Raw genomic sequence first — 14,440 nt, 5'->3', positions numbered from 1 at the left:
AAACGTCCTGCAAAAAATCATTATATTTTCAGGGATCAAAATATATTTAATTACGTTGCATGAAATGTTTTCCATAAGTGACTAAATTTATTTTAAGAAATCCGAAACAGTAGCCGATTTGATTTTTAATTATTTGATAGAGATGTAGAATTCTCTTGATAAAGTTAGCTATCCGAATTAAATTCTGCCCCAATCAAAAATAAGTGTAACCGGAGGACGTCCCTATATAGCATTGCTACCGATTGTTTGTCTGATTTAAAGAATTCTATGATATTTAATTTTCAGGGACGGAGACTTCGTCATTTTGCCTTTTTGGTTGGCTTGTCTCTTTTTATAATACCCAATTATATTTTTGCACAGTCTTCGCTAGAACTGCCGCAACCGCCCCGTACTGTAAACCTTTTTGAGGTTGAACTTTTTGGTTTGGAAGCGTATGCGGTAGACTCCACCTTTTTTGCTAAGAAACCAGGTAAATATAAACGCTCGGTTTCGCTCGATTCTACGGGCCAATACATCACCATTCAGGAAACGATGGATGATGTTGAGTATTTCTTTCCTGCCGTTATAGATTTGGAGCACTATGTTGAACAACGTTTGAAGTTTAACGAGCGCCAAATGGTTAAAAAGAAATTCAGCGATATGATAAAAAACCAGAAAGAAGCTGATTTTGGTGCTATCGAACTGGATATCCCGTTTCGTATTAAAAGTAAAACATTTACCCGTATTTTTGGATCGGATCGTATTAGCTTACGTGTTACCGGTAATATTACTTTCGATCTATCCGGGAGAACCGAGGAGCGGTCCGGCTCTATTCAGTCTGCCCGTGAAAGCCAAAACCAAAATAGCTTTAGCCCAAAATTTAACCAAACTCAGCAATTTACAGTCGAAGGAAAAATCGGTGAGAAAGTAACGGTCTCTGTTCAGCAAAACAGCGAGGCCGTCACTGACATCGACAATACCTTAAAGCTGCGCTACGATGGCGAGGAGGATGAAATTGTTGAAAAGATTGAGGCCGGTAATATTTCGCTTTCGCTGCCATCTACAAAGTATGTTATTTTTGGCGGGCAGAACAAAGGCCTGTTTGGACTTAAAGCCCAAATGCGCATGGGCAACATGCACCTGACCACTATTGCTTCTATTGAAAAAGGTGAACAGCAAGAATTAAAAATATCCGGCAATTCCAGCGCTTCCAAAAGTGTTATTAAAGATATCGATTTTATAAAAGACCGCTACTTTTTTGTTGATTACATTTACCGTGACTATTGGGAAAACGGCTATTCAGATGATTTGCAACAATTTGGATATGTCCCGGGTTTTCTGATTACAGAATTAGATGTGTGGGTAACAGAAAATGCTACTAATCCAGATACTAGAACGGGAATAGCAATGATAGATCCATCATTAAATCCGGAGACTGTAGATAAGGATGATAAAGTTGAAGGTACATTTCGTAAACTTTCTCCTGATCAATATGTGGTGGATTGGGCACGTGGATTTTTTTGGGTAAACCAGAATATAGGTGATAGTGATGCCTTGGCTATATCGTATGCAACGGATGGAGCTGATTCGATTGGTACTCTTTTAAATACAGATACAACAGGGGTTGTTAGGTTAAAGCTTATAAAAAACAAAAACCAAGCCCCGACTGATACGACCTGGAACCTTATGATGCGCAATGTTTATAGCTTGGGTGGATCAAAAATCCAGCAGGATGGGTTTGAAGTTGCAATTCGGCATAGAAACCTTGAAATAGAGACCCAAGGAGATTCAACATTTTTAACATTGGTTGGGCTGGATATTCTTGATGAAAGCCAGGAAACAAATCCGGATAACAAGATTGATGCCAATGGTTTATTAGTAGATTTAAATCAAGGTACTTTAATCTTTCCTAATTTAACACCTTTTGATCCACCTGATAACACTAAATATAATGGTCTCTCAAAAGACTATCGTGTACCTGTTTACGATGTACGGACTTCGGACACTAAGAGGTTACAGGACTCCAGTAAATTTGAGATTATTGTTAATTCAAAAAGTACAAAATCAACATTCGATCTTGGCTTTTATGTTTTGGAAGGTAGTGAAGTTGTAACCTTAAATGGAAAAACCCTCCAGCGTGATAAAGACTATTCTATTGATTATTTTAGCGGCCAATTGACCCTGGAATCTAATGAAGCAAAAAGAAGCAGCTCTGAAATTGATATTAAATACGAACGGGCAAATCTTTTTCAATTGGATAAAAAAACTATCCTCGGTGGCAGGCTGGAATATAAGTTTTTAGATAACTCTTTTATAGGTGCCACAGCATTGTATATGAGTAAATCTACAGTTGACAGGCGGGTCCGTGTTGGCCAGGAACCATTTGAAAACTTTGTTTGGGATTTAAATGCGGCTTTTAAATTTAAACCACGTTTCCTTACAGAAGCTATGGATGCTTTACCATTTATAGAAACAAGCGCCGAGTCTCAATTTAATATCGAAGGCGAATTTGCACAGGTAATTCCCGAGCCAAATACTTTGAACAATGCATCTACAGGTGACAATAATGGCGTTGCTTACATAGATGATTTTGAAGCCAGTAAACGGTCAACAACTTTGGGGATACGCTACCGAACATGGACAATGGCCAGCGCTCCAGAGAGAATACAGAATTTTGATCCAGGTGATAATTTTGCTATTGCATTTGATAGTACCCGGGCAAACCTGACTTGGTTTAACCCTTATAACCAGGTGGCAATAAAGAGTATCTGGCCAAAGAGGGATGTTAACTCACAAACCGGGCAAACAACAGATGTTCTTGGGCTTGAATATTATCTCGATCAAAATGCAAAACAGGATTCTGCATGGGTTGGAATAATGCGTTCAACCGCCAGTTTTGCCAATCAGCAAAAAACCAAATATATCGAATTATGGGTCAATGGTACTGAAGGTACTGTTCATGTGGATATTGGTAAAATCTCTGAGGATTGGTGGGTTAGGGGAACTAACAAGGAAGGTGTTCCGAATTTAAATTTTTTGAACACGGAAGATAAAAATATAAATGGATTTCTTGAAGATGGTGAAGACACCGGTATTGATGGTTATGCAAAGGGTGAACCCGGTGATACAGATGAAGATAACTGGTCTAATGTTAACCAATCCCCTAAAGATTGGAAATTTCCCAGGGATTACCGTGGGATAAATGGAACTGAAGGCAATAGTGATGCCGCTGGCGCACGTTATCCAGATTCTGAAGATTTGGATGCTGATGGCCAATTAAACGTGGTGAACAAATATTTCACATATTCCTTTCCACTTGATCCTGATGTAAATCATGAATGGGATGAAGGAGAAACGGTACATGAAGAAGGACCTTTTGCCGGGCAGGGAACCGGATGGCGATTATTTCGAATACCAATTAGTGAACCGACTGATGTTGTGGGTGGTGCAGATGAAACCACGCTTCAACAAGTTTTAAATACCCGGTTAAGAATCACAGATTTTACACATACACCAGAAGATTCAGCCCACCGTACTTATATTGCAGCATTTGATTTTGTCGGTAATGAATGGGAAGAAACCGGAATTCTCAAACAACCTTTTGTTAAAGGAGGTCCTGAAGTTGACATAAAAGGCTCTAAGGCCGATACAACTTTTTTTGACTGGGAAAAAGCAGATTCTATTTTTGTATTAACCACTTATAATACTGAAGAAAATCCGAAAAAATACAGTAGCCCTCCCGGCGTAAGTGGCATTCGGGACAGAATTACAAAGGCCCGTTCAAAAGAACAATCGCTTGCCATGGTTTTTAATGAATTTCCTTCAGGAGCAATAGCAGAAGCACGTAAAACACTTTTCAGTAAACTTGAGCTTGTTAATTATAAACGCCTGAAAATGTTCATGTATGGGGCATCTACAGATGGCAGGGTTAAAATTCCCGAAAACCCTGATGTGGACAGCTCTGAAGTGACTTTTTACCTGCGCTTTGGATCGGATGATAAAAACTTTTATGAATACGGCCAAGACGTATACATGGGGTGGAATAAGTTAAATAAAATAGATATTGATTTGGATGAGCTTGCCTCTCTTGATGGATTTGATGGAGGCGAAATACGATATTTAGATAACGTTCCCGGAGGATATTATAAAGCTTTTGGAAATGCAGTAAGTTTGAAAATTATCCGCTATTTTGTTATTGGGGCACGAAATAAATCCGGACATGAATTTACCGGGGAAATATGGCTTGATGAATTACGCCTGTCTGATGTGCGAAAACAAAAAGCGACAGCACTGCGTTTGAAAACTAATATAAAACTGGCCGATGTTTTACGTTTTAGTGGGGAATGGGAAAGTAAAGATGCGGATTTCCACAATATAAGCACACAGTTTGGATCCGGAAATACTTTAGAAAGACAAAGTTATACAGCCAATCTGGAGTTTGATAAGTTTTTACCTACCTCCTGGGATCTTTCCATACCCATTGATGCGCGTGCATCATTTACCAGGAATATTCCAAAATACCTTCCGCGAAGTGATGATTTGTCAGGATATCAGAACAATACCTTTTCAAAAAAAGTGGAATCGTTATTTGGTCTTCGTAAACTGCCAGATGAATTGAAAGATGTTGTTTCGCAAAGTGAAAATATTGGGGCAGGTACCACAATTAAAAAAAGGGGGAAATCCAAACACTGGTTACCCAAATATACAATTGATCAACTTACGCTCGATTTTGATTATGCACAACAAGAACGGTCCAGTTGGGAGCTGGAATACAACCGGTCGCGCTCATATAAAGAGCGCTATACATTTAAAATTCCTTTTAGTAATAAAAACTATTTCGAACCGTTCAAATTTGCTCGGACAATTCCGGTGTTAAAAAGTATTTGGGATACCAAAATATATTACTCGCCAAATAGTATTAATTTAAACTTGAATGTAAATGATACAAAGACATCTAATCTTAGAAGAGATTCTACAGCAACCGTTAAGCGTACACAAAATACAGGGACTACCCGGTCACTAAGTACATCTTATCGTTTTTTACCAAAAATGAATATTACATATTCCCGGACTCATGTAACGGATGCAGATTTTGATTCAGTTTCGCGCCTCGATTTATATAAAGGGATTTTTACAAAGCTCGATTTTGGAAAGGAAACCGATGTTAACCAAAAGTTTACAACGGATTATAAGCCAACTCTTTTTAGCTGGTTAAAACCTTCTTTTAATTATAGTTCAACCTTCCGTTATAATTTAACTAGCGGTTACAAATACCGGCAGGCGGTGAGCAGAAATTCCATTAAATTTGGAGCAAATGTCAGCCCGACAAAACTTGTAAACCTAATCTATTCTCCAAAAGGTAAAAAGAATACGCCCAAAGCCCGCCGTAGAAGGCCAAAAAAGAAAACAGTACCCAAAGAAGGAGAGACGAAAGAGCCGGAAAAAGAAGAAGCAAAAGAATCGTCCTTTCCAAATCCATTGATTTTGGTTTACAACTTTTTTGACTCATGGGAAAAGGTGAATTTTAATTATACTATAAATGAAAATGTTACAAATCAGTATTTATCCGATATTCCTAAATGGGACTATCAGCTTGGTTTTACCCAGGATCCGGGTGTTCCGCAGGATAATTCTGCATTAGGTGAAGGCGTTACAGTATTACCCAAACCAACTTTTCAGGAAGAAAACGCTTTAAAAACATCAACAAATGTAAACTTTGCAAAAAAAGTAAAAGTAAGCCTGACCCATAATTATAAAGAAAGCGAATCAACAACAAATAATGGGAGTACAAAAACGGGCGGTACAAGTGTATCATATCTGGCATTGGGTGACGATCCACTAAAGGATTTTGGTGGTGTATCAAAAGATTTGCTTCGGTTTGTTCCAGAGTGGTCTGTTAATATTAGCGGTGTTGAAGATTTTCTGTTTTTTAAATCATTTGCAAAATCAATTTCTGTTGACCACGGCCACACAGGGAAATATGATGAAAAACGTTCTCAGGGCACAATTAACACTCAAACATTCTCTAACTCGTGGCAGCCATTAGTTGGTCTTAATGTTCGCACAATCTGGGGTGTTTCTGCAACAATGCGTATGAATAATAGCACCAACTATTCTTACAGACCAAGCGCCGGAGAAAAACAAACCAGCCAGGCAACGCGAACAACAAATAGCTCTTTTACAATTTCAATGAACTATGCAACCAAAGCAGGTTTTAAAATTCCGATTCCTGTATGGCCATTTAAAGGGCGTACTTTTAAGAATGAAATTAATTTCAGCCTTACTTTTGATTCATCGGAAAATAAAGCACATAACCGTAAAACAGGAAGTACTAAGTTTGAAGAGCAATCAAAAAACAGCTCATGGAAACTCAGACCATCCGCGACATATAAATTTAACAGCCGTGTTCAGGGCAGTATGTTTTTTGAAACAGGAGCTACGGAAAATAAAATATCCGGTGAATACAGTTACAGTGAATTTGGTATTAATGTAAACATTGCCATTCGTGATTAATCAATCTTGATAAGAAAAAAATAATAATTCAGATTCTATAATCCAGGGCTGAGAAAAATAATGAAAAAAAAACTTACTAAAACAATTTTAATATTACCCGTTGCGTTACTTTTTTATTGCGGACAAACTGTTCCTGAGTTTAGCGGTGAAAACAGTTTTGCTTACCTTGAAAAGCAAGTTTCATTTGGGCCAAGAAACCCTATGAGTACAGGCCACGAAGAATGTAAAAACTGGCTTGTATCGGAATTAAAGAAATTTGCCGGGAGAGTTGTAGAGCAACCATTTATGCATTATGACCCGCGCATAAATAAAAATTTTAAAATGACAAATATTGTGGCTTCTTTTAACCTTAAAGCTGAACGACGCATAGTTTTATGTGCACATTGGGATACGCGTCCCGTAGCTGATATGGATGTACCTGAGAATAGTGATAAACCAATTTTAGGGGCCAATGATGGTGCAAGCGGTGTTGCTGTTTTGCTGGAAATTGCCCGGGTTATGAAATCACAACCTACAGATGTGGGTGTTGATATTGTTTTATTTGATGGTGAAGATTATGGCCCTGAAGGCAAATTGGATGAATATTTTCTTGGCTCAAAATATTTTGCAAAAAACTTGAATGATTACAAACCGGTATTTGGGATTTTGCTGGATATGGTCGGTGATGCACAGCTAAATTTACCAATTGAGTATCAATCGCAATATTATGCGCGCAACATTGTTGATAAAGTATGGGCAGCGGCAAAGGAGCTGGGATATACTCAGTTTAAAAATCGAGTTGGTTCAGCAGTAAATGATGATCACTTGGCATTGATAGACGCCGGTATCCCCACGATTGATATTATTGATTTTGAGTATCCGGATAACACACATAAATATTGGCACACCATGGAAGATACGCCCGATAAATGTAGTCCTCAAAGTTTAAAAGTGGTTGGACAAACTGTTTTACAGGTTATTTATAACGAGGCTGGATAAGTTTAGCAAACGAAAAAGAACTATGATCAATCAAAACAACTGGATTGGTATTACAGTTAACCATTCACCTGAAATACTGGAAGAACTTTCGGCGCAGTTTTTTTTGCTGGGTTGCCAGGGGATTAACGAACAGGCTGATTGCTTTGAGCTTGTATTTTCTACCAACGATTTTAATGAGAAAACAAAATCAAAGGTTTTGGATTTATTAAAATCTAAAAATGTTGAAAAAGAAAATTTACAGCTTTCCACAATTGAACCTGAAAACTGGAATGAAAATTGGAAAGTAAATTTTCAAACATTCCGAATCGGGCAAAATATTATTATTCAACCGGACTGGGAAAACTACCAGGCAAAGGCTAAAGGAACTGTTATTACCATTGCCCCTAAAATGGCTTTTGGCACAGGGCACCATGAAACGACACGTTTAATTTTAGAATTGATGGAAGATATAATAGAACCTGGAATGTCAGTTCTGGATGCAGGAACGGGCAGTGCTATTTTGGCGATTTATGCAGCGATGAAGAACGCGGCTCCTGTTGTGGCCTTTGATAACGATCCTGAAGCAATGGAAAACGCAGAAGAAAATTGTTCGTTGAACGGTGTCTCAGCCAATGTTAAACTTTTATGTTCCGATTTAGCGGGTATCGAAACAAAACAATATGATTTGATTGTGGCCAATATAAATCGCAATGTTTTATTGCAGCTTGCTACTCAATTTTTGAGTTATAGTGCTCCGGGAAATCACCTAATTTTGTCAGGTCTGCTCAACTCGGATTACAATGATATTCTTGAGGCATACAAAGCAGCAGGATGGCATTTGATAAAAAGCCGGCAACAAGGTGAATGGATGTCTTTATTAATGAAAATGAATAATGAATAATGGAAAATGAAAATGAAAAATGTAAACAAATTAGTCATTGTTTTATTAATTGGGATCCAGGTAATAATAAGTTGCAGCGAAAAATCTACAAAGCCTGATGATGCTCAAAATCCTGAATTCATTTCAATTCGGATAGATGACCGTTGGAACCTGAACGCGGTAAACTCAAGTCTGGTGGAAATAAAAGTTTCAGATCCACAGGGTTTTTCTGATTTAAAAAATATTGCAGTAAAGGTTTTTGATAATACCAGCCAAATGGTTTTTGAAGATTCCCTTTACGATGACGGCAATTTAAGTGGCTCAACCGATTTGATTGCCGGAGATGGTGTCTTTAGAAATGTTTTTCTGCCATCCGCAATAACGAGTAGCGCCGGCACTTTTTCGTTTGAATTTGAAATAGTGGATATGTCAGAAAATGATGCGGGTGAATTGAAAAAGGAAGTCTCATTTGGATTTAATGAAGCGCCTTTGATTGAAAGTATCACAGTCCCACTCCAATTTCTTAGTGGTGCCAATCCAGAAATAATATCTGTAGTTGCTCCGGACAATGACGGCGATAATCTGCAAACAAAAGTATTTTTAGATTTGTTGCGAAGTAGCCAGTCGGTTTTATCCCAACCAATCCAACTTTCTAATAATGGCGATTTTGGTATTAGTGGCGATGCCTTTGCCGGCGATTCAATCTTTTCGTTTAAAATGGATTCAAGTTTTGCTGCGGGAAAAAGTGGTGACTATAAAATGGAGTTTTTGGCTGAAGATGAGTTTTCAGATAAAAGCGAGGCAGTAACCAGGGATATTTTTATTGAGAACAAGGCCGGAGTCATTTTAAGCGCAACACTCCCGGATACAATTAACCGCCCTGGCCAGGTAAATGCATTTACAGAAACACTGCTTTCAATAAAAGTTTATGAGCCCCAGGGATTGACGGATATCGATTCGGTATATTTTGAATTTATTTTTCCGGATGGGCAACCTGCAAATAATAACCCTTTTCTAATGGTCGATAATGGCCTCCCATTTAACATTGGCAACCTGTTTGTTGAAGCTGGTGACAAAACCGCAAACGATGGTATTTTCTCTTTAACCTTTCTGGTGAATGACGCAAACCAGACGGGGACATATCACTTTAGTTTTTATATGCGCGATAAAGTTGGCAACCTTACAACCGCTCTTACAGATTCGATTGAGGTGCAATAATGAAATTTATTCTAAAAATTAGTTTAATCCTGACCCTGATAATTAGCCAAAGCTTTGCGCAGATTGGTGTTAGGCAAAGTTATAATTTGGCACACGAAACACAAACTGTTAGCAATGCATTTCTTGGAAACGGCATTATCGATTTGGCAGTTAATGACAGCATTATTTGGGCAGCTACCGGGTTTGGTCTAAACAAATCCATCGATGAGGGCAGGACATGGCAAGTTTTTGAATCGGCCGATTATAAATCCAAAGGCGGGATTTCAGCAATGGGTTATATGGATGATTCCACTTTATGGGTAGCCACAGCTTTTGATACATCCGCACAGGATGAGGATCTTGCTGCAGGAGGAGGTTTCAGTTTTACGCGTGACGGCGGCCAAAGCTGGACACATGTTCCGCAACCTGTTGATTCCCGTGATGAAGAAGAATACTCTCCGACAACAACTGTTGTACAAAATCTCACATTTGATATTGCCTTTATGGACAGCACAATCTGGATAGCCAGTTTTGGTGGAGGTTTACGCCGCAGTGATGATATGGGCAAAAATTGGCAGGTTGTTACAAGCGACGATAAACCCTTTTCCAGTTTAGATAATTTGAATCACCGTGCATTTTCTCTGCTTTCAGAAAATGGTAATCTATGGTATGGTTCTGCGGAAGGAATTAGCAAATCAAAAGATAATGGCCAAACCTGGCAAAGATTTACACATCAAAACCAGGAATATCCGATCTCTGGAAATTTTGTAGTGGCGCTTGCACATCAACCGTCCACAAATACAATCTGGGCCGCAACAATTGAAGCTACGGATTTAAATGAGACACGCGCAATTAGTAAATCATCAAATGGCGGTCTTACCTGGGATGTAATGCTTGAAGGGATATTTGCCCACAATTTTGGTTTTGACGGGGAAACAGTTTTTGTAGCAGCCGATGAAGGACTGTTTATTTCTGATGATGGCGGTGAGAATTGGTACGAAACGCCCTCTATAACAGATTTTGAAACGGGCGAAGAAATTTTAACAGAAAAATATTTTTCGGCTGCCACTCAAAAAAGTGGTGATGATTTACGCTGGTGGCTGGGGAGCGCAGGCGGGCTGGCAACAACAACAGATCGTGGCAACAACTGGAAAGTAATTCGCTCATTTGTTTCTACACGGGAACGCAGCAAGCCAAAAGTTTATGCCTATCCATCGCCATTTTCACCAAGCCGGAGCGGCTATACCCGGTTTCAATATGATGTAAATGGAAATACTAATGTAGTAATAAAGATTTACAATTTTGCCATGGAGCATGTAGTTACAATCAAAGAAACTGAAACAGCGATATCGAATGCTGACCGCAGCACAAAATGGGATGGCAAAGATAGCAACGGAAAAACTGTTGCTACAGGTGTTTACTTTTTTAAAGCTAAAGTTGGCAAAGAATCCAGCTGGGGCAAAGTTGTAGTAATTAACTGAGAAGCAATCGTTCTTCCAGGTGATTGAAATTTGGAGCATAAATGAAAAAAGTCATTTTATTTTTATTTTTATCAATCAGCTTTACTTTTGCCGGAGAAAATGCCGGTTTGGCCGGATCATTTACACGGCTAGGTTTGGGCGCGCGGGCCATTGCTATGGGAAACACGGGCGTAGCGGCACCCGCACGTGGATATTCATTTTATTATAATCCGGCTTTGTCTGGCATGCAGGAACAGAAAGTATTTACAAATTCTTACAACTTTCTTTCTCAAGACCGCCATATTTATTTTTTGGGCTTTTCAATGAAGGTTCCGCCAGGTGCGGGGCTCTCTGTTGGCTGGCTAAAAAGTGGAACTTCCGACATCCCGTCACACAACTCCATTGGAAATAACACTGGAGAAGTTAATCATCATGCACATGGTGTTTATGCCAGTTTCTCAAGGCAGTTTTCCGAAAGGTTTTCCGTCGGTTTAACAATAAAAGCCCTTTTTGAATTTATCAATGACGGCACAAAAGATTTTGATTATGAATCAAAAGGCGTTGGTGGAGATATCGGTGTTTTTTATAAGGCAAGTGAAGATATCTCAGTAGGCTTGGTGTACAAGGATATTGGTTCAAAGTTAAAAGCCAATACAGAAAAACTTTTTGAACTAGGCGGCACTACAATAGATGATTTTCCGAAACTGATTAGAGCGGGAGTTTTTTATAAAACGCCGTTTGAAGGCATTAATTTTGCGTATGATTTTGAAATAAGCAGTACGGAAGAATATTCCAACCACATTGGTTTTGAAACAATTCATGGGCGTAACCTGGCTTTGCGACTTGGATTAATTGAGTTTTTGGGAGAAGATACGAAACGTGATATTCAGTTCGTTGCCGGTGCAGGATTTGATTTTAAACTTTATACTTTTCATTCAAACCTGGATTATGCATTTATCGGCCCAAAGTTTGATGAAGGGTCGAGCCATTTATTCTCCTGGGAAATTTATTTTTAGTCGCGGTTGTCATTCCTTAGGAATCTTTTTTATATTCGCAGAAGTTTTTTTATACAGGAATTATTGTGAAATTTTATTTAAAACTTTTAGTAATCAATTTAATTCTATCCAGCATTCTTTTTGCTCAAAATAATAATGGGTTTGTTCTGTTAAAAATGGATGTGGATGCCAGGGCAGCTGCAATGGCCGGTACTTACACAGCATTGGCAACAGACGCCTCGGCCAGCTATTACAATCCGGCTGGTTTAAACAGTTCAGAAGGCCCAACCATAGTTGCAATGCATAACGATTGGATATGGGATATTTCACATAGTTTTGCTGCCATGCAGTTTTATCAGGGGGATCATAATTTTTCACTTTCATTTAATTATCTTCAAATACCCGGTATTGCCATTCGCGGAAATGTGCCATCGGAAGATCCTTCCGGAACGACTGAAGCTTTTAACCTTGTAGCAGGTCTTAGTTATGCCACAACTTTTGATGATTGGCAATTTGGTGGTTCACTGAAATATCTTTTTGAAAAATACTATTTATCTTCAGCACCAGGCTGGGCAGTTGATTTAGGGATTCGCAAAGAGGCGCTTTTTACAGGTGTTGATTTTGGTTTTGTGATTCAAAATCTTGGGAAAATGTCAGTTTTAAAAAATGAAGCCAGCCCATTGCCTGTGATTATACAAACAGCTTTGGCATTTAAAGGTCCAGAATTTTTAAGTGACAAATTATTATTTACTCCAGGTATTCAATGGGTTTCAAAAGAACAGGTTTATTTTGGTATCGGTTCTGAATATCAGCTTATGGAGTATCTTACTTTAAGGGCTGGAGTTAAAAATGGGGTAGATGATGTTGTCTGGAATTTTGGTGCCGGGATAAACTACAATTCTTTTCATTTTGATTATGCTTATTCTCCATTAGAATTTGATTTCGGAAATCCGGCTAACATGTTTTCTGTTGGAATTAGTTATTAAAAGCATGCTGTTTTAAATTGTAAAACAGGCGCTTTCGGTAATTACGTTTTGAAGTTTTACTTTCTCCAATTTTCTCCTTAAATTTAACTATCCGGAACAAACAAAATATAAAGATCTATAAGAATATATCCGATATACATTTTCAAAGAAAAAATGTAGAGTTAACATGGAAGTCTATATAAAACAAATACAGGAGTTTGTGAAAAATCAAACCCGTGAGAAATGGTTAAATGATCCGTTGGTAAAGAAGTTTTTATCATTTGGATCAAGCTTTTCTTCAAGCCCTCTTTTTGAAAAACCAGCCTTTGTTCAAAATTTTGAAATTTATCTGGACAAAAAACTTATTGGTGACATCAAGGTTTTTGGTAATAACAAAGATATTAAAAAACATATTGCACAGGTTTTAATGGTCTTGGGCGAATCACGTGGGAAAGGTGTTGGGACAAAAGCGCTGGAGCTTCTGTTGGATTCAATAAAAGGTATGTACGATGCTGTTTATTGCAATGTTAACAGATATAATATTGCCAGTATTAAAATGCTTCGTAAAAATGGGTTCCGAATAAAAAGACTTGTTGGAAATGAAGTTGTTCTATATAAAACACTTAGTTTAAAAAATCTTAAAAAGGTTCCTATTTCTATTTGACATATTTTGTAACCCTCCGTATATTCCCAAACTCTATTTGAATTTTTCAAAGGGGCATGGCCAAGCGGTTAAGGCACCGGGTTTTGGTCTCGGCATCCTAGGTTCGAATCCTAGTGCCCCTGCTTTCTTTATATAGACACCCATGTTTTTATTTTAGACCGATACATAAGGAGTTAAAATGTCGGAAGTTGTATTATCCGCAGAGAAAAGAGTTGACACAGGTAAATCTGTCGCCCGAAAACTAAGACGCGAAGGAAAAGTACCAGGCGTTTTATATGGTGGGGAAGAAGAGCCATCGTCAATTTCTATGGACAAAATTGAATTAGGACGGTTGTTACGAAAAGATCATTCTATTATTAATGTAAAAGTTGATGGTGCAGATCAACGGGCAGTTATTAGAGATGTGCAAAACCACCCGGTTTATGGTGATGTCGCCCATATCGATTTTATGCGCGTTGTAGCAGGGCAGGAAATTACAATTTCTGTTCCATTACACCAGGTAGGTACTGCAGTCGGTACAAAAACAGGTGGCCAGATTGCCACACTGTTGCATGAACTAGAGATATCTGTATTACCGCGCTACATGCCCGAAAATATTGAAATAGATATCACCGATCTTGAAATTGGGGATGCAATTCGCGTAAAAGATCTCAATCTTGAAAATATGACAATTCAGAACGATGAAGACGAATTGATCGTACAAGTAACGATGCCACGTAAAGAAGAAGAGCCTGAAGAAACTGATGAGCTTGGTGAAGAAGAAGAAAGTATGGAACCTGAGGTTATTACGGCTCGTGGTGATGATGATGAAAAGGAATCTGAATAAGATT

At 38.4% G+C, this 14,440-nt stretch carries 9 protein-coding genes and 1 tRNA gene; all 10 read left to right on the top strand.

What is annotated here, in order from left to right:
• Positions 1–267: 267 nt before the first annotated feature.
• Positions 268–6,492 (top strand): cell surface protein SprA, encoded by a 6,225-nt coding sequence (gene sprA / locus HND50_18915; protein NOG47320.1) that lies wholly within the window; start codon positions 268–270, stop codon positions 6,490–6,492.
• 60 nt (positions 6,493–6,552) lie between these two features.
• The gene (locus tag HND50_18910) at positions 6,553–7,470 is read left to right on the top strand and encodes a M28 family peptidase (protein NOG47319.1); all 918 of its coding nucleotides are present in this window, start codon (positions 6,553–6,555) and stop codon (positions 7,468–7,470) included.
• A gap of 22 nt (positions 7,471–7,492) precedes the next feature.
• Complete coding sequence (gene prmA, locus HND50_18905; protein ID NOG47318.1) at positions 7,493–8,350, top strand: 50S ribosomal protein L11 methyltransferase; 858 nt, start codon at positions 7,493–7,495, stop codon at positions 8,348–8,350.
• 12 nt (positions 8,351–8,362) lie between these two features.
• Positions 8,363–9,547: a hypothetical protein gene (locus HND50_18900; GenBank protein ID NOG47317.1), complete on the top strand. Its 1,185-nt coding sequence runs from the start codon at positions 8,363–8,365 to the stop codon at positions 9,545–9,547.
• Positions 9,547–11,007: a hypothetical protein gene (locus HND50_18895; protein ID NOG47316.1), complete on the top strand. Its 1,461-nt coding sequence runs from the start codon at positions 9,547–9,549 to the stop codon at positions 11,005–11,007. The genes HND50_18900 and HND50_18895 overlap by 1 nt, the downstream gene beginning before the upstream one ends.
• Positions 11,008–11,048: 41 nt before the next feature.
• Positions 11,049–12,002 (top strand): PorV/PorQ family protein, encoded by a 954-nt coding sequence (locus HND50_18890; protein ID NOG47315.1) that lies wholly within the window; start codon positions 11,049–11,051, stop codon positions 12,000–12,002.
• Between the two features lie 65 nt (positions 12,003–12,067).
• Positions 12,068–12,967 carry a PorV/PorQ family protein gene (locus HND50_18885; GenBank protein ID NOG47314.1) on the top strand — a complete coding sequence of 300 codons (900 nt, stop codon included), beginning with the start codon at positions 12,068–12,070 and terminating at the stop codon, positions 12,965–12,967.
• A gap of 199 nt (positions 12,968–13,166) precedes the next feature.
• Complete coding sequence (locus HND50_18880) at positions 13,167–13,610, top strand: GNAT family N-acetyltransferase (GenBank protein ID NOG47313.1); 444 nt, start codon at positions 13,167–13,169, stop codon at positions 13,608–13,610.
• A 50-nt stretch (positions 13,611–13,660) separates the two neighbouring features.
• A tRNA-Gln gene (locus HND50_18875) sits at positions 13,661–13,732 on the top strand.
• Between the two features lie 56 nt (positions 13,733–13,788).
• Positions 13,789–14,436 (top strand): 50S ribosomal protein L25, encoded by a 648-nt coding sequence (locus HND50_18870; protein ID NOG47312.1) that lies wholly within the window; start codon positions 13,789–13,791, stop codon positions 14,434–14,436.
• The last annotated feature ends 4 nt before the right edge of the window (positions 14,437–14,440 follow it).

This window comes from Calditrichota bacterium, from assembly GCA_013112635.1.
Lineage (GTDB): Bacteria > Calditrichota > Calditrichia > Calditrichales > J004 > JABFGF01.
Note: the sequence above shows the minus strand (reverse complement) of the source record. Positions and strands in the feature narration are given on the sequence as shown.

What these genes read in the sequence shown, in the direction of transcription:
- HND50_18895 (NOG47316.1), top strand. Translation starts at nt 9,547, where the DNA reads ATGAAATTTATTCTAAAAATTAGTTTAATCCTGACCCTGATAATTAGC.
- sprA (NOG47320.1), top strand. Translation starts at nt 268, where the DNA reads ATGATATTTAATTTTCAGGGACGGAGACTTCGTCATTTTGCCTTTTTG.
- HND50_18870 (NOG47312.1), top strand. Translation starts at nt 13,789, where the DNA reads ATGTCGGAAGTTGTATTATCCGCAGAGAAAAGAGTTGACACAGGTAAA.
- HND50_18910 (NOG47319.1), top strand. Translation starts at nt 6,553, where the DNA reads ATGAAAAAAAAACTTACTAAAACAATTTTAATATTACCCGTTGCGTTA.
- prmA (NOG47318.1), top strand. Translation starts at nt 7,493, where the DNA reads ATGATCAATCAAAACAACTGGATTGGTATTACAGTTAACCATTCACCT.
- HND50_18900 (NOG47317.1), top strand. Translation starts at nt 8,363, where the DNA reads ATGAAAAATGTAAACAAATTAGTCATTGTTTTATTAATTGGGATCCAG.
- HND50_18890 (NOG47315.1), top strand. Translation starts at nt 11,049, where the DNA reads ATGAAAAAAGTCATTTTATTTTTATTTTTATCAATCAGCTTTACTTTT.